Origin of the sequence: Sodalis sp. RH21, from assembly GCF_047324175.1 — a bacterium.
GTDB lineage: Bacteria > Pseudomonadota > Gammaproteobacteria > Enterobacterales > Enterobacteriaceae > Acerihabitans.
In genome coordinates, this window is sequence record NZ_CP178732.1 from 2,733,382 (window position 1) to 2,755,179 (window position 21,798).

Below are 21,798 nucleotides of genomic sequence, written 5' to 3' on the forward strand. Positions count from 1 at the left end.
GAATGTCATGACCAGCGTATCAGGCACTTTTTGGCACGGAATCAGGCGGGTAGGCGTTTTTTTACGCAAACCCGGCCGTATTATCCTGGTTATGCCGGCGGCGCTCCTGATAACGCTGGCCGCCGGCTGGTATTTTTTGCCGTTCTGGCTGCCGGTGGTCGCCGGCCTGGCCCTGCCTGCCGATGTGCGGGTGGTTCTTGACGGCCGGCCCGGCTGGCAAAACGGGGCGATCACCCTGCCGGGTCTCTCGCTCAACCGGCCAACCTGCGTTTGGCTTACGGGCCAGGATCTCAGCGCCCGGCGCCGCGGCGGCGTGTGGCGCCTTACCACCGGCCAGGTCACGCTGGATACCGCCTGCGCGGCGAGCACGCCCGCGCAGGCGGGCAGTGCCCCGCTGACCTGGGCCTCCCTCGATCGCATCGTACCGCAGACCGAATTACATATCGATCGCCTGACGGTAGCCCCCTGGCAAGGGTATGCGGGCAGTCTGGACCTGGCGCACCTTGCCGGCCGCACGCAGCTGCGTTATCACAATGAACGCCTGACGCTGGCCGCGCAATTACGGGAACAACAGCTAACCATCGATGAATTTACCCTGCGCGCAGAGGCGGCGCCGCTTGCCGCGGTAGCGCAAGCCTTGCCGGAATCCATGGCCGGCATTAGGCCTGCTACCTCGGCGGCAAGTATCCGCGGCGCTTTGCCCAGCGCGCTGCCAAGCACGATATTGGCCACGGTTGCGCGTTTTATTCCAGGCGGCGCCCCGGGCCGGCCAGGCGCCAGTCCTGCCACTATCCCGGGCAGCGCGACGGATATTCCCGCTGGCGCCATGCCTGGGAATATCCCATACGCTTTGCCTGTCGCCGGCCCCGGCAAGGCGGGCGCGGATAACCCCGCGGTCGGCGGCGGCTCCGGCGCCTGGCAGATAACGCTGCGCGGCGCCATGACGCTGTCGCCGCAGGTAGCCATGCCGCCGCAACAAGGGCAAATCTATGCGGCGCTGATACTGCCCGGCGGCATCCCCCTTGACGCCACGCTGAGCTGGCGGCAAACCCAGGGAGTGCTGCAGGTCGCCGAGCCGCACAGCGGGATTATGCTGGCGCGCTTGCCCTGGCGGATCGCCGGCGCGGATTTGCTCATTACCGACGGCGATTGGCGCTGGCCTTACGCCACCCAACCCCTGTCGGGCCATATCGCCGTCACCTTGAATAACTGGCTGGCGGGGGAGCAGGCGCTGGCGATCACCGCCCGCATGAATATGCTGACCCAGGGACTGCGCGGCAAGGCCAATGCGGTGCTTACCGTCGGCCCCGGCCCGCTGCGCCTGGTCGATAATGCCCTCGACTTCCATTTTACCGGCACGGCCAACCAGGGTGACTTAGCGCTGTACGCGTCGATTCCAGGCCAGCTGCGCGGCCTGCTTACCGACCCGATCCTGGCCATGCTGCCCGGCGCTTTGCTGCGGGTGGTGGGACCGGTCTCCCCGTTGCTCAACATCAACAGCGCCCGTCTGCCGCTGGCGGGCGTGCAGCTCTCGGCGCGCGGCCTCAGCGGCCGGCTGCAGGCCATCTTGCAGGCGGACGCCACCGATTATGGACGCTTTACCCTGCATATGGACGGCCGGGCGACCGACTTCCTGCCGGATAAAGGGCAGTGGCGCTGGCGATACTGGGGCGGCGGCTATTTGGCGCCGTTTAGCGCGCAGTGGGATATCAGCGGGCGCGGTTCATGGCTGGCGCAAACCATCGAACTGAGCGAACTCTCCAGCGGGCTTAATCGCCTGAGTTATGGTTTGGTCAACGTGGTGACGCCCCGTTTGTCGCTGCTGTCGCCGTTGCGCTGGGTCCGGGACGAACGGCAACCGGCCCTGGCCGGCGCGCTGCGCCTTGATGCGCGCCGCATAGACATTACCCGCGGCGGATATTTACCGTGGCCGGCCCTAACGCTCCAACTGGCCGGGCGCGATCCGCAAAATTTCCTATGGCGCGGCCAGATACAGGCCCGCGTGCGACCCGGCGACCCGGAGGCCAGCGGCGCGGCGGATAATAACCCCGCCCGGGCGGGGCAAACCATTGGCCCGGTGCGCCTGAATGGCCGCTGGGACGGCACCCGCCTGCGCGGCCAGGCCTGGTGGCCGAAACAACCCCTGGCGGTATTTCAAACATTGCTCGAACCGGATTTAAAAATTACGCTGCGCGCCGGGGAATTTAATGCGCAAAGCGCGTTTTCCGCCGCCGCCGGCCAAGGTTTTCTGGCCGGCGGCCACGCCACGGTGAGCCGCGGCGATATCTGGATGGATGAAAACCGGCTGCATGGGGTGGCGCTCGATCTCTCCTACCGCCTGCAGGACCAGCGCTGGCTGTTGGGCGTTAAACAGCCGATCTCGTTGCGCATTGACTCGGTCGCCACGCCGGTAGCGCTCAATAACCTGGTGGTGGGACTGCGCGGCTATTATCCTTATGACCAGCGGCGGCCGCTTACCCTGACCGGAGTGGATGTCGATACGCTGGGCGGCAGTATTCATCTTACGCCGCTTAGCCTGCCGCAGCGCGACGCCGCGGTGCTGAAAGTCGATTCCATCGAAATGAGTCAACTGATCACCGCCCTCAAGCCCAAGCAGTTTGCCATTTCCGGTCGCGTCAGCGGCGAATTGCCGCTACATTTCGACGATGCGCGCGGCTATATCCGTCACGGCTGGATAGCCAACGACAGCGTCATGGCCCTGCGCTTGGATAAACAGTTCGCCGATGCCATCGGCAGCCGGAATCTTGCTACCGGCGCGGCCATCGGCTGGCTGCGCTATATGGAAATAACCCGACTGCGGGCCGACGTGGACGTCGGCCGAGAGGGCGAAATGGTTATGCTGGCGCATATTATCGGCACCAACCCGCAGATTAACGCCCAGCGCGAGGTTAGGCTTAATTACCGCCATGAAGAAAACATCTTTCAGCTCTGGCGCAGCCTGCGTTTTGGCACCAATGTGGAGCAAGTCTTGGAAAAACAAGCCACCGTGCCCGTCCGGCCAGCAAGGGGAAATCAATGAAATCAGGATATAAGCTTACCGGATTATTGCTGGCGGCCAGCGCCAGCGCATGCGTACCGCGCATAGAACTGGCGATGCCAAAAGAACCGATCACCATCAATATGAACGTCAAAATCGAGCATGAAATCACCATTAAGGCGGACAAACAAAGCACGGCGCTACTGCAACCCACCCTCTGCCAAACCGCTCAAAACTGCCCCGATACCCCGGCGGCCGACCACTGAACCCGCAGACACCGGACCTGCGGCAAGCCGCATTCGAGGGAGAGCGTGCCGTAGGGGTTGAAGCGGCCATGGTTTTCCTGGTCGCCCGAACACCCCTTGGCGCGCTAGGCCCGCAGGCACCGGACCTGCGGCAAGCCGTGTTCAAGGGAGAGCGTGCCGTAGGGGTTGAAGCGGCCATGGTTTTCCTGGCCGCCCGAACACCCCTTGGCGCGCTAGGCCCGCAGGCACCGGACCTGCGGCAAGCCGTGTTCAAGGGAGAGCGTGCCGTAGGGGTTGAAGCGGCCATGGTTTTCCTGGCCGCCCGAACACCCCTTGGCGCGCTAGGCCCGCAGGCACAGGACCTGCGGCAAGCCGTGTTCGAGGGAGAGCCTGCCGTAGGGGGTGAAGCGGCCATGGTTTTCCTGGCCGCCCGAACACCCCTTGGCGCGCTAGGCCCGCAGGCACCGGACCTGCGGCAAGCCGTGTTCGAGGGAGAGCGTGCCGTAGGGGTTGAAGCGGCCATGGTTTTCCTGGCCGCCCGAACACCCCTTGGCGCGCTAGGCCCGCAGGCACAGGACCTGCGGCAAGCCGTGTTCGAGGGAGAGCCTGCCGTAGGGGGTGAAGCGGCCATGGTTTTCCTGGCCGCCCGAACACCCCTTGGCGCGCTAGGCCCGCAGGCACCGGACCTGCGGCAAGCCGTGTTCGAGGGAGAGCGTGCCGTAGGGGTTGAAGCGGCCATGGTTTTCCTGGCCGCCCAAACACCCCTTGGAGCGCTAGGCCCGCAAGCACCGAACCTGCGGCAAGCCGCATTCGAGGGAGAGCCTGCCGGCCTCCCGTTGTCCGGAATAAAAAAACGCATCCGAAGATGCGCTGGCGCTGTGCTACAATTTTGCCAATTTGAGGGTAGGCAATAACATCTGTTATCAGGCGGCGATAAACTGGCCGATAGCCGCTTTGGCTTCATCCTGCGCCTTGCCGGCCACTTCAGGACCGTAGGCCACGCCTTCGGCAAACACGAACTGCACATCGGTCATGCCCAGGAAACCCAGGAACAGACGCAGATAAGCGGTAACCAAATCGCTCGGCGTATCTTTATGAATGCCGCCGCGGGTGGTCAGGATAACAACACGCTTGTTTTTAACCAAACCTTCCGGGCCTTGTTCGCTATAACGGAAGGTGACGCCGGCGCGGGCCACCAAGTCAAAATAGTTCTTTAATTGGGTAGGAATATTGAAATTGTACATGGGCACCGCCATAACAATCACATCGTTATCCTGCAATTCATTAATCAGTTCGTCGGACAAATCCAACGCTTCCTGCTGGCGCGGAGTCAACGTGGCATCAGCGGGGCGCAGCGCGCCGACCAATTCCCCATCCAGCACCGGAACCGTTTGTGCGGCCAAATCCCGCACGGTAATCCGATCGTCGCTATGGGCTTTTTGCCACTCTTCGATGAAAAAATCGGCTAGCTGGTTGGACTGGGAAAAAGTGGCCAAAATACTTGATTTAAGAATTAATACTTTGCTCATGTTTCGTTCCTTATTCTTTTTTAGGTCATTGACCTTTAGGCGATAACAAGCACTCTATGGTGTTACCCCGCGCAGTGATAGCGTAATATTTCGAGCTGTTTGTTCGAATTTATTGAATGACCCGCAAGCCGCGCAAAGTCGCCGCCGGGGATATGGTAAACTACCTGCAACAATTAACAATCTCCGGGCCGGGGCATTATGCGTAAGCCGGCCGCAGAGGAAGGAAAGCTATCGTGAAGTCATCGCTGGCGGCACTGTCCGCTTCGCTGGAGTCAGTCATGCTCCGCGATAAAACAGTTTTACGTCGCCGCTTGCAGGGGGCGCTGAAAGTCAACCCTCCGGCGGCACAATCCGCCATCGCCGAACAAATCGCCGCCGATATCGCGGCTTCGGCCCAGCGCGCGGCCAACCGGCGGGCCGCCTGTCCGGCCATTACATACCCGGAAAACCTGCCGGTCAGCCAAAAACGGGCCGATATATTACAGGCGATCCGCGATCACCAGGTGGTGATTATCGCCGGTGAAACCGGCTCGGGCAAAACCACCCAAATACCCAAAATCTGCCTGGAGCTGGGCAGGGGCATTACCGGCCTGATCGGCCATACCCAGCCCCGCCGCCTGGCGGCGCGCAGCGTCGCCGATCGCATCGCCCAGGAGCTGGCGACGCCTTTGGGCGCGGCGGTCGGTTATAAAGTGCGTTTTAACGATCAAATCAGCGAACAAACCCTGGTTAAGTTGATGACCGACGGTATCCTGCTGGCGGAAATCCAGCAGGATCGCCAGTTGCTGCAATACGATACGTTAATCATCGATGAAGCCCATGAACGCAGTCTGAATATCGATTTTATCCTCGGCTACCTGCATCAGCTATTACCGAAACGCCCGGATTTGAAGGTGATCATCACCTCGGCCACCATCGACCCGCAGCGCTTTTCCAAACATTTTAATAACGCGCCGATTATCGAAGTGTCCGGGCGCACCTATCCGGTGGAAGTGCGCTACCGGCCCATGGTGGAAATCGAGGACGAAAACGAGCGCGACCAGTCCCAGGCTATCTTCGACGCGGTGGACGAACTAAGCCGCGAAGCGCCCGGCGATATCCTGATTTTCATGAGCGGCGAGCGTGAAATCCGCGATACCGCCGACGGCCTGAATAAGCTGGACTTGCCCCATACGGAAGTGCTGCCGCTCTATGCCCGGCTCTCCAACAGCGAACAAAACCGCGTATTCCAGTCCCACAGCGGCCGGCGCATCGTGTTGGCCACCAACGTGGCGGAAACCTCGCTCACCGTACCGGGCATTAAATATGTCATCGATCCTGGCACCGCGCGCATCAGCCGGTACAGCTTTCGCACCAAGGTACAGCGGCTGCCCATCGAACCCATTTCCCAGGCGTCCGCCAACCAGCGCAAAGGGCGCTGCGGTCGCGTGTCGGAAGGGATTTGCATCCGGCTCTATTCGGAGGAGGACTTCCTCTCGCGTCCGGAGTTTACCGACCCGGAAATTCTGCGCACCCATCTGGCCTCGGTCATCTTGCAGATGACCGCCCTGGGGCTAGGGGATATCGCCGCGTTTCCCTTTGTGGAAGCGCCGGACAAACGGCATATCCAGGACGGGGTGCGGCTGCTCGAAGAATTGGGCGCGCTGGCGGAGGAATCCGCCCATGGATACCGGCTCAGCCCGCTGGGACGGCAACTGGCGCAGCTGCCGCTGGACCCGCGTCTGGCCCGAATGGTGCTGGAAGCGCGCAATAACGGCTGCGTGCGCGAGGTCATGGTGATTGCCGCCGCGCTGTCCATCCAGGACCCCCGCGAGCGGCCGCTGGATAAAAAGCAGGCCTCGGACGAAAAACACCGCCGTTTTGCCGATAAAGAATCTGATTTTATCGCCTTCGTTAATTTATGGGACTATCTGCAAGAGCAGCAAAAAACGCTGTCTTCCAGCCAATTCCGGCGCCAATGCCGCACGGATTTCCTCAGCTACCTGCGGGTGCGGGAATGGCAGGACGTTTATACCCAGCTGCGCCAGACGGTAAAAACCCTCGGACTGCCGGTGAATACCCAGCCCGCGGATTATCGCGGCCTGCATTGCGCGCTACTGTCCGGCCTGCTTTCCCATATCGGGCAAAAAGATGTGGATAAGCAGGAGTTTACCGGGGCGCGCAACGCCCGGTTCTCTATCTATCCCGGGTCCGGCCTGTTTAAAAAACCGCCAAAATGGACCATGGTGGCCGAACTGGTGGAAACCACCCGCCTGTGGGGGCGCATCGCCGCGCGCATCGATCCGGAATGGATCGAGCCGCTGGCGCAGCATTTAGTCAAACATAGCTACAGCGAACCCCATTGGGAAAAAGCCGCCGGCGCGGTTATCGCCATTGAAAAAGTGACGCTGCTCGGCTTGCCGATCGTCACCGGCCGCAAAGTTAATTATGGCCAGATTGACCCTGAATTATGCCGGGAGCTGTTTATCCGCCATGCGCTGGTGGAAGGGGACTGGCAGACGCGCCACCCCTTCTTCCACGCTAATCGCCGATTATTGGGGGAGGTGGAAGAGCTGGAGCATAAATCGCGCCGCCGGGATATCCTGGTGGACGACGAAACGCTATTCGCGTTCTACGATCGGCGCATCGGCCAGGAGGTGGTGTCCGCGCAGCATTTCGACACCTGGTGGCGGCAAGAGTCCAGGCAGGACCCCGAGCGCTTGAACTTCGAAAAGAGCATGCTGATTAAGGAAGGGGCGGATGACATCAGCGCCCTGGACTACCCGAATTCCTGGCAACAGGGCAATCTCAAGCTGAGGCTGACGTACCAGTTCGAGCCCGGTGCGGACGCAGACGGCGTGACGGTGCATATTCCCTTGCCGGTGCTTAATCAGGTCACCGGCGCCGGTTTTGACTGGCAAATCCCCGGCGTCCGGCGGGAATTGATCATCGCGCTGATAAAATCCCTGCCTAAACCGTTACGCCGTAACTTTGTCCCGGCGCCAAATTATGCCGAAGCCTTGCTGGGCCGCGCCTCGCCTGCCGACGGGCCGTTGCTGGACGTGATGGAGCGCGAACTGCGGCGCATGAGCGGAGTAACCATCGACCGCGATGCCTGGCAATGGGACCAGGTGCCGGACCATCTGAAAGTGACTTTCCGGGTCATCGATGATAAACGCAAAACCCTCGGCGAGAGCAAGGATCTGGATGCGCTCAAATTAAAGCTGAAGGATAATGTCCAGCAGACCCTCTCCGCGGTGGCGGATGACGGGCTGGAGCAGCGTGATCTGCATATCTGGAGTTTCGGCGATTTGCCGGAGCGCTACGAGCAGAAAAAAGGCGGTTACTCGTTAAAAGCGTATCCGGCCCTGGTGGATGAAAAAGACAGCGTCGCCATCCGCCTGTTCGAAACCGAGCACGATCAGCGCCGGGCGATGTGGCTCGGCACCCGGCGCCTGCTGCTAATCAATATCCCTTCGCCGATAAAATATCTGCATGAAAAACTGCCCAATAAAGCCAAGCTGGGACTCTATTTCAATCCCTTTGGCAAAGTGATGGACTTGATCGACGACTGTATCACCTGCGGCGTCGATAAGCTTATGGAGCAGCAGGGCGGGCTGGTCTGGCGCGAAGAGCAATATGCGGCTCTGCAAGAGTACGTGCGCGCCAATCTCAATCCCACGGTGGTGGAGATAGCCGGGCAGGTTGAACAAATCCTGACGGCGGTATTTGCCATTAACAAACGGTTGAAAGGCCGCGTGGATATCGGCCTGGCCCTTGCGCTATCCGATATCAAGGCGCAAATGGGCGGCCTGGTATACCGGGGCTTCGTTACCGGCAACGGCTGGAAACGCTTGCCCGATACCCTGCGTTACCTGCGGGCCATTGAGCGCCGTCTTGAGAAACTGGCGAACGATGTCCACCGCGATCGCGCGCAGATGTTAAAAGTCGAACAGGCGCAGCAGGCCTGGCGGCAATGGCTGGATAAATTGCCGCAGATCAGGCGTGACGATGGGGATGTCAAAGAGATTCGCTGGATGCTGGAGGAACTGCGGGTAAGCTATTTTGCCCAGCAATTGGGCACGCCTTATCCCATCTCGGAAAAACGCATCATGCAGGCGATGGAGCAGATACAGGCATAACCAACGGCGCTTGACGCTAAAACCGCCAGGCGCCGCGATGCCCGCCAGGGTGGCGCGGACGTATCCGCGCCGGGCTATTTTGCGCCGGCGACGGATGCCGCTCCGCCGGCCGGGTTAGGCCGGGTTTCCCGGCTATCGATGGCCAGGGCCTGCAATTCATTGCCGATTGCGGTTACCGCCAGCGCGCGATTATCCGCCCGATAGCGATCTTTAGGCAGGGGAGCCGAGCTTTGGATGGCAATCAGCCGCCAGCCGGTGAGCGTGTACAGCATCAGCGGCGAACCGCTGTCGCCTGGCAGAGTATTGCAGCGATGGGACAGAACGGCGGTTTGCGCCCAGCCCGTTACCTGGCAATTCTGGTGACGATAGAGCGTGTCCAGGTGATCTTCAGGATAGCCGGCCTGCGTCACCTGGCGATTGGCCTGCTGCAACTGCAGCGTCAGTTCCTGGGTATCCCCTTGCCACAGGGGCAGCGGTTTGATTTTTTTAAATACTTTGGTCAGGCGGATTAAGGCGAAATCATAGGCGGCGGCATCCGGCGGCACGATCCATCCGTCCCCGGATGCTTTAAGCCGCTGTCCCAGCTTTCTATCCACCAGGGTTTCGATGGCGTTGGTCTGATAACGCCAACGCTGGTCTTCGGCGACAAAACGCAGCATCACCGCTTTATCGATATTACCGCCCGGGGCCAGGACGCAATGGCCGGCGGTCAATGCCAAATGGGGGGAAATCAGCGTGGCGGTGCAAAGATTGCCGCTGGCGGTTTCCACCTGGCCAATGGCTTGCCACGGCCATTCGTTGGGATCGGTAATGGCCTGACGGTGATCGTGGCCGAAAAACAGGGCCTTCTGCTCTTTAGTCAAGGCAGCTGAGGCGACATTGTTGACGGTCAAAGGTAATAGACACAGCAGCAACAGCGGGACAATTCGCATAAACAAGCTTGCCTTATGATAAGAACAGATATCATCCATGAAAAAATATTATCTTAATATAGCTTATAAAGGGTTGTTCAGAGAGAAAAATCGTTGCGTTTCAGCACGCTAAAAGTACTGGCCGCGGCACCTGCCGGTGATACGACAATCAATCGGGGAAGGGGGCTAGATAAAAAAGAAGGCGCAGATTAGGGCGCAAACGATTAGGCAACCCAGGATGATTTCATATAAGTAGCGGCGCAGCATAGACGAAACCTTAAGAAACCGACACCCGGATAACCGGGTGTCGGATAGTCAAAAATAATGCGCTAGAATTACAATTTCATCAGCTCTGACAGCCGCATACTTCGTGCAGATCCTGAACGGCGCGAATCGGCCGTTTCAGGGGCGGCGCGTATTATGATGCCGGAGTAGTGGTCGCTGCGGCAGCGGCAGGTGCGGCTTTCTTATGTTGCACTTTTTTCACGTGTTTTTTAGCGGCTTGGGCAGTCTGAGCCGGAGCTGCTTTCTTATGCTGTACTTTTTTCACGTGCTTTTTAGCGGCCTGGGCAGTTTGCGCAGGGGCGGCTTTCTTCACTTTCTTCACGTGTTTCTTGTGAGTGGTTTTAGCCGGAGTCGTGGTGGTAGTGGTGGTAGCAGTAGTTGCCGGAGCGGCAGCTGGTGCGGTAGTAGAAGTAGTAGTGGTATCAGCGGCAAAAGCAGCGCTAGACAATCCCATGGCGGCAGCAATAACCAGTGCAAGTACTTTTTTCATTGTCAAATCCTCAGAATTGCGGTTTCTATTTACAACCCCGAAACGGGGCCGGTAGACACACAATAAGGATTTAATACCGTGCTGTAAGTGAGTGTTTGGTTTCGGCGTGTAACAGAATGTACAAGGTTTCGGGCGCGCCATTAGTTACAACATACAATGTAATGGATTATACCTTGCATCAGCCCCGGCATGCGCACATCGGTACAATTGTCCGGCAGGTCAAAAAGGACTTTTAATATCCAGGGGGTCCCGTGAACCGCGGTTAAGCGGCCAGCGATACAAAAAACGGGCCCCGCCGAGCGGGCTGGCGTCGGCAATGACCTGGCCCTCATGGGCCTGGGCGATGGATCGCACGATCGCCAGCCCCAGTCCGCAACCGCCGGTGCTGCGGTCCCGGCTGGGATCGAGGCGGACAAACGGCTCGAATACCCGCAGGCGCTCGTTTTCCGGAATGCCCGGCCCATCATCATCCACCTGCACGTAACCAAATCTGCCCGCCACTCCCAGCCGTACGCTGACCTTATGCTGGCTGTAGCGCAGCGCATTATTGACCAGATTATCCAGCACTCTTTCCATTAGCCGCGAATCCACCTGGCCGAAATCGCCGTCGGCGGTGATGTCCTGTTCGATAGTCCGTTCGGGGTGCACCAACCGTATATCATCCAGCTTTTCCGCCAGCCAGCGGGGCAGATCCATGGGTGCCAGGTTCAGGGTGACCTGCGGACGATCCAGCCGGGCAAAGGTCAGCAATTCGTCAATCAGTCCTTCCAACTGGCTGATGTCATGATTGAGTCGTTCCTGTTCTTCCGTCGACAGCCCCTCGCTCATGGCGAGCCGATAGCGCAGCCGTACCAGCGGGGTGCGCAATTCGTGGGCGATATTATCGATAAGCTGCTTTTTACTGGCGATCAGCGTATTGACATTGTCGGCCATTTGGTTGAAAGCCACCCCCAGGCGGAACAAGCTGGAGGCGTTGTCAAAATGAATGCGCTCTTCGAGAAATCCCGCCCCCAGGCGCTGGGCGGCCATTTCCAGCTTCAGCATGTCTTGCCAGTGCGGACGCATCCAGATAAATACCGGAAAGGCCAGCGACAAGCCGATAAAAACCAATAGCGCCAGATCCAATAGCCGCATTTCATGTATGAAAAACAAATAAGGGATCGGACCTACGGCCAAAACATAATTGCTGCGGGGAATCCGCTGGATAAAGGTATATTCATCATCAAGGGCGACGATTTCACCCCGGCGCAGCCGCTGGTCATCGTGGGGATTAAGCTCGTATTTTTTCAGGGATTCGATATGCAGTTTAAACGAGAGATTCAGATCCAGCTTGTTGATGGTTTTATTCCAGTCCCGCGGCGGGATGGTCCGCAGCTCGTTGCGCATTAAGAAGAGGGAGCTTTTCATCAAATCATCCATGGACTTTCTGCCGGCGCGTTCGGCCGTGACTTTGTAAACCAGCCCGACTAACAGCGTCATGACCAGAAAACAGACGAACAGCAGCAGATAGAATTGTATGAACAGCTTCCTCATGAACCGGCGTTCTCCCAGGCATTCGGCGCAAACAGATAGCCTTTGTTGCGCACGGTTTTAATCCGGAACGGCTCCAGGGCATTATCATAGAGTTTTTTGCGCAGGCGGGAGATGGCCACGTCGATACTGCGATCCAATCCATCGTAACTGACGCCGCGCAGGTTTTTCAGCAAGGCTTCCCGGTCCATGATATGCCCGGCATGGGTGGCCAGTTCCCACAGCAGCTCAAAATCCGATGTCGACAGCAAAATGGTTTCCGAGCCCAGGATCACCTCGCGGTTGGTCAAATCGATGCTGAGCTGTCCGAAATGCAGCACGCTGCCGGAAGAGGGCGGCGCATGGGGAATATCGCGCGGCATGGACGGGGTCTGCCGGAGGTGCAACCGCAGGCGGGCCAGCAGCACCGCGGGGGGCGTGGTTTTCAGGATATAATCATTCGCGCCCATTTCCAGCGCCAGGACATGGTTCATATCGCTGTCCAGGGACGTGAGCAGCACAATCGGGCCGCTATACACCGGGCGTAGATCCCGGCAAATCGTCATACCGTCCTTGCCGGGCAATAAAATATCCAGCAAAACCAGATCGGGATTCTGGCTTATGATGACGTCCTGAGCGCGGTCGCCCCGCGGTTCGATAATCACCTCGAAATCATGTTTACCCAGCCACGCGGCAATGAGATTACCGACTTCGGTATCATCTTCAACAAAAACGATCTTATTCATTGGGCAAATTATCTGCGTAAAGTAATGAGGACAACCGGCATGAGCATACCGCCAGTCCGGCCGTTATACCATCGGAGAAGCGGGTTAACCGGGCGGCGGTGGAATAAAATTTTACCATTGATTTGTCAACCAACCCCCGGCCCATTCGCCATTTATTCATAGCGGTATGCTATAGTATTCGCCAATTTAGTGGCATGGCTTACAACTTCGGTAAGGCGGCCACATGTGGTAAACCGGGGATGTTAAACAGGGGAACGGGCAAGATGACGAAACACATGCTTGCGGCTGCCGGTGAAAACGAAAAGCTGTCCTTTGATTATACGCACTATTTATTGGCAAGCTGTAAAAAACGCTGGAGTTTCATCGATGCCATTTATGGCGTGATGCCGTTCTTCGGTATTGTCACTAAAACGCTCCCGCACGAAAACCAATCTCACCAGGATCGGTTGAAAACATTAGCACTGCAGGTGCTGTCCACCCAGGTAAACGACGAAACCAATATCATGCGCCTGATTGCCCTGGCGCAGCGGCAAAGCATCTACCGGTTTGATATTCAACTTCCTTATTCCCTGGCCCCGGCCCAACTGGTCGCTATTGAGCAGGAATTCGGCGTCAATTTACAGCTGACGCAGCAAAACGAATGCCTGAGCGTATTGCTGGTACCCTATAGCGAAACGCCCGCCGCCTGATTGCGCGGCAAAAAAAGGGGCAAGTTTCCTTGCCCCTCAGGCTACTGCTAAACGTCTACATAAATTTGAAGTGGGCACGATGGGCAAGAAGAGTAAAGCGTAGCGCGCCAGGGATGGCGCGCTCGAGCCTACAGGGAGGTATTTACGGCGTCTTTACGATCTGGTCCATCATGTCCGCACGTATGGTTTTGTCATCAAACTCAGAGGCAAGTCTCCTTGCCCCTATTAGCTGCGGCCCCAACGAGATGGAAACCGTGGTTATTTAAATAAATCCGCGCTCACCGTCAGGTTACCGCCGCTCTGGTTTTGTTCCCACTGGCGGGTAATATGATAATATTTCGCGCCTTTTTTAGCCCCTAAACGGGCAACTTCATGGGAAACATCCGCCGAGCTATTGTAATGGCCCGTAAAGGTGACGGAATCGAACGGCACCATTTGCGCGGCGGTGATTTTATTCACTTCCTGCACGGTGGTGCCGTCAGGTAAGGTTACAGTGTAACGCTTGCCGGTGGTCGATTGCGTTTCGAAGAAGCGTCCCACGTCGCGGCTCGGCGAAGCGGAAGACGCTACGCCCGGTATTTCAACCTTGGATGCGGCGACACCGCCGGCGGCCAGGGCAGCTCTACCCGCTTCGGAATCCGCGGGAATGGCGTCGGGGCTTTGCACGACGCGTTTGGGCGCATCGGCTTTATAAATAAACGCGGTTATATACTGGTTGCCGCCTTCGTTGGCATCCACCTGGCGTACGATGGAGAAGGCCGCTGCCCCTTTAGCCTGGGCGGCTTTGGAGATGGCGTCGTTTATATCGGGCTGGCTGTGGTAAAACCCTTTGATGGTGACCGTATCATAAGGCTCAAGCTCGTTGGCTTCCTGGCGCGGCAACTCTTTCACCCCATTGAATACCCGGTACTGCACGGCCTGTGACGCGGCCGGGGCATCTTTGTGGTATACATCCGCAGTTACGCGCCAATTACCGCTATTGTTGGCGTCGTTAATACCTTGAATATAAAAGGCATAAGCACCCATGGAATCGGCACGCCGTGAAATCGCATCGGCGGCGTCATTAATCGCATTGAATCGACCGGTAATGGTAATTCTGTCAAATGGCTGCAGGCTGGCTGCTTTTTCCGGCGTCAGCTCAACGGCGGCCTGCGCGGATAACGCGGTCAACGTCAGTAACGCAGATGCCAATAATGTGTTCTTCAGCTTCATAAAAAATCCTTTCGACATACGCTTTCACGCTAAACATGCTGAACTGTTGATGTATAAAAGATTAGCTGCCGATTATGGCATGTAATAATAGTGAGTGTCTCAGCAATTTATGTCACTGTGAATAACATTTGATTGAGCGGGGGTAAATGACTCGCGTTTTGGGCCGAAAATGGCGTTTGTCGGCACAAAATATAGACCGCCGATTGTATTTTGAGTAGGTTATTGTATGACTCTGGTAGGGTGATCCCTGGGTCTGCCGTATGACACATTTGACACTTGGGTCAGGATGACGGTTATTTTCTAAAAGAACTGATTAAAAAGGGAATGCTATGCGTATTGGTGTACCAAAAGAGCGCTTGGCCAATGAGGCCCGCGTTGCCGCAACCCCCAAAACGGTCGAACAGTTGCTCAAACTCGGGTTTACCGTGGCGATTGAAAGCGGCGCAGGCAAGTTGGCGAGTTTCGAGGATTCAGCCTTTCTGGCGGCTGGCGCGTCGATTACTGATACAGCCGAGGTCTGGCAATCCGATATTATCCTGAAGGTGAACGCACCGGCGGATGATGAAATTGCCCTGATCAAACCCGGCGGCACCGTGGTCAGTTTCATCTGGCCGGCGCAAAATCCCGAGCTGCTGGAAAAACTGTCCGCCAACAATATTACCGTGATGGCGATGGATTCCGTGCCGCGCATCTCGCGGGCGCAGTCCCTGGACGCGCTCAGTTCCATGGCCAATATCGCCGGCTATCGGGCAATCGTCGAAGCCGCTCATGAGTTCGGCCGCTTCTTCACCGGACAAATTACCGCGGCGGGCAAAGTCCCGCCGGCCAAAGTGATGATTATCGGCGCGGGCGTGGCCGGCCTGGCCGCCATTGGCGCCGCCGGCAGCATGGGCGCCATCGTGCGCGCCTTTGATACCCGCCCGGAAGTAAAAGAGCAGGTCCAGAGCATGGGCGCGGAATTCCTCGAACTGGATTTTGAAGAAGAGGCGGGCAGCGGCGATGGGTATGCCAAGGTCATGTCCGAAGCGTTCATCAAAGCGGAAATGGCGCTGTTCGCCGCCCAGGCGCAGGACGTCGATATTATCGTGACCACCGCCCTGATTCCCGGCCGGCCGGCTCCCAAACTTATCACCAAAGAAATGGTGGCTTCCATGAAGCCGGGCAGCGTGATCGTCGATCTGGCGGCGCAAACCGGCGGCAACTGCGAGTTGACCGTACCCGATGCCATTACCGTCACCGACAACGGCGTGCGTATCATCGGCTACACCGATTTGCCCAGCCGTTTGCCGACCCAGTCGTCGCAACTCTACGGCACCAACCTGGTCAACCTGCTGAAATTGCTCTGTAAAGAGAAAAACGGCGAGATCGTGGTGGATTTTGACGATGCCGTGATTCGCGGTGTTACCGTGGTGAAAGAGGGTGAACTGACCTGGCCGGCGCCGCCGATCCAGGTCTCGGCCCAGCCCCAACAGGCCAAGGCGGCGGCCCCGCTGCCCAAACCCGCAGATAAGCCTGCTTCGCCGGTGATGAAATATGGGTTGATAGCCTTGGCCATCATCTTGTTTGGCTGGTTGGCCAATGTCGCTCCCCGCGATTTCCTGTCGCATTTCACCGTCTTCGCCCTGGCCTGCGTCGTGGGTTATTACGTGGTCTGGAACGTCAGCCATGCGCTGCATACCCCGCTGATGTCGGTAACCAATGCCATTTCAGGGATTATTGTTGTTGGTGCGCTGCTGCAAATTGGCCACGGCGGATGGGTTTCTTTCCTCTCTTTCATTGCCGTGCTGATTGCAAGTATCAATATTTTCGGTGGTTTCACCGTGACTCAGCGCATGCTGAAAATGTTTCGTAAAAATTAAGGGGAAAACCCATGTCTGAAGGATTAGTGACGGCGGCGTATATAGTTGCCGCTATTTTATTTATTTTCAGCCTGGCGGGATTGTCCAAACACGAAAGTTCAAGACAAGGCAATCTGTTCGGCGTCAGCGGGATGGCCATTGCGCTTATCGCGACGATCTGCGGGCCGCATGCGGGCAATATCGGCTGGATTATTGTCGCCATGGCGATCGGCGGCAGTATCGGGGTATACCTGGCGCGTAAAGTCGAAATGACCGAAATGCCGGAACTGGTGGCCATACTGCATAGTTTTGTCGGCCTGGCCGCGGTATTGGTCGGATTCAACAGTTATCTCGATCACGGCGACATCATTAATCCGGTGATGGAAAACATCCATCTGACCGAAGTGTTCCTAGGTATCTTTATCGGCGCCGTGACCTTTACCGGGTCGATCGTGGCGTTTGGCAAACTGCGCGGCAAGATTTCCTCCCGTCCGCTGATGCTGCCTTACCGCCATCATATGAATCTGGCGGCGCTGGTCGTGTCGTTCCTGCTGCTGGTGTTGTTCGTCAGAACCGACAGCGTGGCGCTGCAGTCCATTGCGCTGTTGCTGATGACCATTATCGCCCTGGTATTCGGCTGGCATCTGGTGGCCTCCATCGGCGGCGCCGATATGCCGGTGGTGGTTTCCATGCTCAACTCCTATTCGGGGTGGGCGGCGGCGGCAGCCGGGTTTATGCTCAGTAACGATCTGCTGATTGTCACCGGCGCGCTGGTGGGGTCATCGGGCGCTATCCTGTCTTATATTATGTGCAAGGCGATGAACCGCTCCTTTTTCAGCGTGATTGCCGGCGGTTTCGGCACTGACGGGTCCGGCGGCGGTGAAGATACCGAAATGGGCGAATATCGCGAAACCACGGCGGAAGAAGTGGCCGATCTGTTGAAAAACTCGTCGTCGGTCATCATCACTCCCGGATACGGCATGGCGGTGGCGCAGGCGCAATACCCGGTGCATGATATTACCGAAAAGCTGCAGGCGCGCGGCATCAAGGTGCGTTTTGGCATCCATCCGGTGGCCGGACGCTTGCCGGGGCATATGAATGTCCTGCTGGCCGAAGCGCGGGTGCCCTATGACGTGGTGCTGGAAATGGATGAAATCAACGACGATTTCACCGACACCGATACCGTGCTGGTGATTGGCGCCAACGATACGGTTAACCCGGCCGCGCAGGAAGACCCGCGCAGTCCGATTGCCGGTATGCCGGTACTGGAAGTCTGGAAGGCGCAAAACGTAATTGTCTTCAAGCGGTCGATGAATACCGGTTATGCCGGCGTGCAAAACCCGCTGTTTTTTAAAGAAAATACCCAAATGCTATTTGGCGATGCCAAAGCCAGCGTAGAAGCGATCCTGCGGGCGCTATAAGCGCAAGCCAATAAAAAAGCCCCGGCATCCGGGGCTTTTTTTTATCCGCTGTGCCTGGGACCAAGGCGCGATGGATTTGGGCAGGGTGCGGCTATTCGTACCGATCGCCCGCTTCCAGCGTCACCGGCGAGACGTAATCGTCCGGTTTAATCGCCAGCAAATCGCATTTGAGATGATCGATCACCAGTTCCGTGGTATTGCCGATAAACGCCGCCGAAAAACCGGTGCGGCCAATGCTGCCGATAACCACCACGCCGGCGTCCAGGTGCTCGGCTAAATCGGGAATGACTTCTTCCGGCAGGCCTTTTTCCACATGGGTGAATTTTTCATCCAGTTGGAATTTCTGGCGCAGGCTCTTCATGGCGATCAGGTGCTGGCCGCGGATGGCGTCGTTATAGACGCTGGGATCAAAATCCGGCAGTTCGATGGCGATATTAATCGGGGTGACGGGATAGGCGCCCACCAAATGAACCTCGGTTTGGTTGACCTGTTTGGCCAGTTCCAGCGTTTCGGTTACCAGCTTGATATTGAGCGGATCGTGATAGGGTTCTTCGCCCGACAGGTTAACCGCCACCAGGGCCTTGCCGCCTTCCGGCCAGGGCTGGTCCTTGACCATCCAGACCGGGCACGGGCACTTGCGCAGCAGATGCCAGTCGGTGGGGGTAAAAATTACCGATTCGAACCGATCGTGCTGATGGGCCATTTTCAGCACCAGGTCGTGTTTATAGGCCAGCACTTCCTGAATAATGGCTTCAAAAGGGCGGTTATGCCATACCACTTTGATATCGATGGGGACGCCGCTGCTGATATAGTGCTGGCACTGTTCTTCAATCCAGGCGGTACGCTGATCGATCACCCCTTTACGCATTGCGGTGCGTTCATCGGGGGAGAGCAGCGTAGTCATTTCGTAGGAAAAATCATAAATCGGCAGAAAGGCTTTGATCGAGCCACCCAACTGATGCACTAAATAGACTGCCCGGCGCAGTGCGGGCTGATCGTCCTGATCGGGGTCGATTGCGACTAACAGGTTGCGGTACTTTGCCATTAGAAACTCCTCATTTCTGCAATTCGACAGAATGTTAAAATAAGAGTAACTCATTGGGGCAATGACGGACAGGGGATAAATGAAGCCGGATCAATAAAATAAAAATTAAATTTCCGGCCGGGCGGTCAGGGCGCCGTCAGTTCAGCATACCTTTTGCGGGGTGCCGGCGAGTTCGGATAAGGCGTCGCCGTCCTCAATCGTAATGTATTTGCCCTTCACCGCCAGCATGCCGCTTTTCTGGAAACGTCCCAGCAGGCGACTGATGGTTTCCACGGTCAGACCGAGGTAATTACCGATATCGCCCCGGGTCATGGTGAGGCGGAATTCCCGCGGCGAGAACCCACGCTGGGCGAAGCGGCGGGAAAGATTATAGACAAAGGCCGCCAGGCGCTCCTCGGCGTTCTTTTTGGAAAGCAGCAGGATCATGTCCTGATCGCCTTTAATTTCGCCGCTCATCAGGCGCATCATTTGCTGGCGCAGATTGGGCATCTTGCCGGACAAATCATCGAGCGTCTCAAACGGGATTTCACAGACCATGGACGTTTCCAGCGCCTGGGCGAAGCTAGGGTGCAGGCCCGCGCCGATGGCGTCGAACCCCACCAGGTCGCCCGCCAGGTGAAAGCCGGTAATCTGCTCGTCGCCCTGCTCGGTGATGGTGTAGCTTTTGATGGTGCCGGAGCGGATGGCGTACAGCGACTTAAGTTCGTCGCCGGCCTTGAACAGCGCCTGGCCTTTCTGGATCGGTTTTTTGCGCTCGATGATATTGTCGAGCTGGTCCAGCTCGTGCTCATTAAGCGTAAAGGGAATACACAATTGGCTGATACTACAATCCTGGCAGTGGATGGCACAACCGCCAGACTGGATTCGTCTGATAATACGCTTTTCCTGGATGATCATATGTCGCCGCTCATGCATTACTTGATTTGGGTCAATTTTAACATCAATTGGTGTCGTTGATAAAGTGTCCAGCGCCATCGGTGCACATTTAGCTAAAACATCGCTGCCGGGGACAGGGATATTGCCTGTGGGTTTTGCTTTTTAAAAGGTGTAAGGTAAAAAAAACATCATGGCTAAACGCCTTAAAAATCAGGGGAGACGGTAATGAAACGGATCGTGGGGATTGTCGGCGCCGGCCACGTGGGCGCCGATACTGCTTTTTCATTGGTGACCCAGGGATTGTGCGATGGGATTGTCTTAATCGACAATAACGAAGCCAAAGCCCGGAGCCAGGGGTTGGAATTGCGCGATATGGCTTCTCTGGTGCCCTCGCGCGTGCATATCGTGGTAAATGATTACGCCGCATTGCGGCAGGCGCAGGTGGTCGTGATGGCGATCGGCCCCCAAACCCTGCTGCGTGAAGATCGCATGGAAGAATTATTGGAAACCAGCGGCACGGTCAAACACGTGGTGCCGCAGATTATGGCCAGCGGGTTTAACGGCATTTTTATCAGTATCACCAATCCTTGCGATGTCATTGCCCAGGTGATCCAGCAGGTCAGCGGGCTTCCCACCGCCCAGGTATTCGGCACCGGCACCTCCCTGGATACCGCGCGGATGAAACGGGTGGTCGGCGAGTTCTTTGATGTCGATCCCAAAAGCGTCAGCGGTTATGTGATGGGGGAACATGGCGAATCCCAGTTTGTCGCCTGGAGTACGGTACGCATCGGCGAACGTCCCATCAGCGCATGGGAAACCGATAAACCCCTCGATCTGCCGGCGCTGAAAGATCGGGTGCGCGGCGGCGGATGGGAAATTTTATTGGGCAAGGGCTGGACCAGTTTTGGCATAGGTACGGCCACCGCGCGCCTGATCGATGCGGTGCTCTCTGATGCCCGCACGGTATTTCCCGTGTCGGCCTGGGATGAACGGGAAGGGGTCTATATCGGGCAACCGGCCGTCGTCGGCGCCCGGGGCGTCGCGCGCACTTTGCCGGTAGCGCTCACCGCCGGGGAACAGCAGGCCTACAGCGCCTCCGCCGCCGTGATTGGCCGCGCGTATGCCTCCCTGTGACGGGCGAATGCCCGGAAAAAAACCGGGAAATACCCGCGCGGCCAAGTTATATTAAACGGGCTATATTAAAAGGATGTGTGCCAAGGGAATAGCTGGAAAGACGGTATCGACGACTACCAAAGGGCGAGTCCGGCCTCGCCCTTGACGCGCGAGTGACAAACAATGACCTGTGATGATGATGAGCTGTTCAAAGAGGCCATGGACGATGTCAAACCGCTGAAAAATGCCGCCAACGTGGTTTTTTTGCAGCAGAAATCAGGCCGGGCTCCCTGCCGGCCGCAAGAGAACGCCGTGCCCGACAATTTCCTCACCACCGGTTTTCTGGAGGTGATACCGCTCGATACGCCGTTGTCCTACAAACAGGACGGGATTCAGCAAGGCGTACTCGATAAGCTGCGCGCCGGCCGCTACCCGGTGGAGGCCAGCCTGAATCTTACCCGCGCCCCGGTGGAAACTTGCCGGCAAAATCTGTTCGAGTTTATGCTGATAATGCAGCGCCAGCCTATCCGTACACTATTGATTATTCACGGTAAAGGCCGTCATCACGATAGCCATGCCAATATTGTGCGCAGTTTTGTGGCGCGCTGGCTGGCCCAGTTCACCCACGTACAGGCGTATTGCAGCGCCCAGCCCTGCCACGGCGGTGCAGGCGCCTGTTATGTGACGCTGAAAAAATCTGAAATCGCCCGCAGTGAAAACCGTGAACGGTTCGCCCGGCGGGTCCGCTAATGCCCAACCTCCGTGAGGAC

At 57.5% G+C, this 21,798-nt stretch carries 16 protein-coding genes; 8 read left to right on the forward strand and 8 right to left on the reverse strand.

From position 1 onward, the window contains the following. The first annotated feature begins 7 nt into the window (after positions 1-7). Together ACL2XP_RS12540 and ACL2XP_RS12545 are read left to right on the forward strand one after the other, a co-directional pair. Positions 8-3,040 (forward strand): YdbH domain-containing protein, encoded by a 3,033-nt coding sequence (locus ACL2XP_RS12540; protein ID WP_413738826.1) that lies wholly within the window; start codon positions 8-10, stop codon positions 3,038-3,040. Further along, complete coding sequence (locus ACL2XP_RS12545) at positions 3,037-3,264, forward strand: YnbE family lipoprotein (protein WP_413738827.1); 228 nt, start codon at positions 3,037-3,039, stop codon at positions 3,262-3,264. Before ACL2XP_RS12540 ends, ACL2XP_RS12545 begins: the two co-directional genes overlap by 4 nt. 902 nt (positions 3,265-4,166) lie before the next feature. On the opposite strand, the gene ACL2XP_RS12550 is transcribed toward ACL2XP_RS12545, so the two are convergent. Beyond that, a complete protein-coding gene (locus ACL2XP_RS12550) occupies positions 4,167-4,772 on the reverse strand; it encodes an FMN-dependent NADH-azoreductase (protein ID WP_413738828.1) in 606 nt (201 codons plus the stop codon). A gap of 233 nt (positions 4,773-5,005) precedes the next feature. Between ACL2XP_RS12550 and hrpA the strand changes: the two genes are divergently transcribed. Next, positions 5,006-8,893, forward strand: a complete 3,888-nt coding sequence (gene hrpA / locus ACL2XP_RS12555) for an ATP-dependent RNA helicase HrpA (protein WP_413738829.1) — start codon at positions 5,006-5,008, stop codon at positions 8,891-8,893. A 74-nt stretch (positions 8,894-8,967) separates the two neighbouring features. On the opposite strand, the gene ACL2XP_RS12560 is transcribed toward hrpA, so the two are convergent. The 4 genes from ACL2XP_RS12560 to rstA all read right to left on the reverse strand — a co-directional run bounded on the left by ACL2XP_RS12560 (position 8,968) and on the right by rstA (position 12,834). Continuing rightward, entirely contained in the window at positions 8,968-9,825 is an 858-nt protein-coding gene (locus tag ACL2XP_RS12560) for a trypsin-like serine peptidase (RefSeq protein ID WP_413738830.1), read from the reverse strand. 397 nt (positions 9,826-10,222) lie between these two features. Beyond that, a complete protein-coding gene (gene asr, locus ACL2XP_RS12565) occupies positions 10,223-10,579 on the reverse strand; it encodes an acid resistance repetitive basic protein Asr (RefSeq protein ID WP_413738831.1) in 357 nt (118 codons plus the stop codon). A 219-nt stretch (positions 10,580-10,798) separates the two neighbouring features. Further along, positions 10,799-12,112, reverse strand: a complete 1,314-nt coding sequence (gene rstB, locus ACL2XP_RS12570; RefSeq protein ID WP_413738832.1) for a two-component system sensor histidine kinase RstB — start codon at positions 12,110-12,112, stop codon at positions 10,799-10,801. After that, the gene (rstA, locus tag ACL2XP_RS12575; protein WP_413738833.1) at positions 12,109-12,834 is read right to left on the reverse strand and encodes a two-component system response regulator RstA; all 726 of its coding nucleotides are present in this window, start codon (positions 12,832-12,834) and stop codon (positions 12,109-12,111) included. The genes rstB and rstA overlap by 4 nt, the downstream gene beginning before the upstream one ends. A gap of 263 nt (positions 12,835-13,097) precedes the next feature. Between rstA and ACL2XP_RS12580 the strand changes: the two genes are divergently transcribed. Next, a complete protein-coding gene (locus tag ACL2XP_RS12580) occupies positions 13,098-13,523 on the forward strand; it encodes a hypothetical protein (RefSeq protein WP_413738834.1) in 426 nt (141 codons plus the stop codon). 258 nt (positions 13,524-13,781) lie between these two features. Here ACL2XP_RS12580 and ydgH read toward each other — a convergent pair whose 3' ends face one another. Next, entirely contained in the window at positions 13,782-14,735 is a 954-nt protein-coding gene (ydgH, locus tag ACL2XP_RS12585; protein WP_413738835.1) for a DUF1471 family protein YdgH, read from the reverse strand. A 329-nt stretch (positions 14,736-15,064) separates the two neighbouring features. Between ydgH and pntA the strand changes: the two genes are divergently transcribed. Further along, positions 15,065-16,594, forward strand: a complete 1,530-nt coding sequence (gene pntA / locus ACL2XP_RS12590; protein ID WP_413738836.1) for a Re/Si-specific NAD(P)(+) transhydrogenase subunit alpha — start codon at positions 15,065-15,067, stop codon at positions 16,592-16,594. 11 nt (positions 16,595-16,605) lie between these two features. Then, positions 16,606-17,994 (forward strand): Re/Si-specific NAD(P)(+) transhydrogenase subunit beta, encoded by a 1,389-nt coding sequence (gene pntB / locus ACL2XP_RS12595; RefSeq protein ID WP_413738837.1) that lies wholly within the window; start codon positions 16,606-16,608, stop codon positions 17,992-17,994. Positions 17,995-18,085: 91 nt separating this feature from the next. Here pntB and uspE read toward each other — a convergent pair whose 3' ends face one another. Continuing rightward, positions 18,086-19,039: a universal stress protein UspE gene (gene uspE / locus ACL2XP_RS12600; RefSeq protein WP_413738838.1), complete on the reverse strand. Its 954-nt coding sequence runs from the start codon at positions 19,037-19,039 to the stop codon at positions 18,086-18,088. Between the two features lie 141 nt (positions 19,040-19,180). Beyond that, entirely contained in the window at positions 19,181-19,933 is a 753-nt protein-coding gene (gene fnr / locus ACL2XP_RS12605) for a fumarate/nitrate reduction transcriptional regulator Fnr (RefSeq protein ID WP_413739143.1), read from the reverse strand. A 207-nt stretch (positions 19,934-20,140) separates the two neighbouring features. Between fnr and ACL2XP_RS12610 the strand changes: the two genes are divergently transcribed. Together ACL2XP_RS12610 and smrA are read left to right on the forward strand one after the other, a co-directional pair. Beyond that, positions 20,141-21,049 carry an L-lactate dehydrogenase gene (locus ACL2XP_RS12610; RefSeq protein WP_413738839.1) on the forward strand — a complete coding sequence of 303 codons (909 nt, stop codon included), beginning with the start codon at positions 20,141-20,143 and terminating at the stop codon, positions 21,047-21,049. 162 nt (positions 21,050-21,211) lie between these two features. Beyond that, on the forward strand, positions 21,212-21,778 hold the full coding sequence (gene smrA / locus ACL2XP_RS12615) for a DNA endonuclease SmrA (protein ID WP_413738840.1): 567 nt from the start codon (positions 21,212-21,214) through the stop codon (positions 21,776-21,778). The last annotated feature ends 20 nt before the right edge of the window (positions 21,779-21,798 follow it).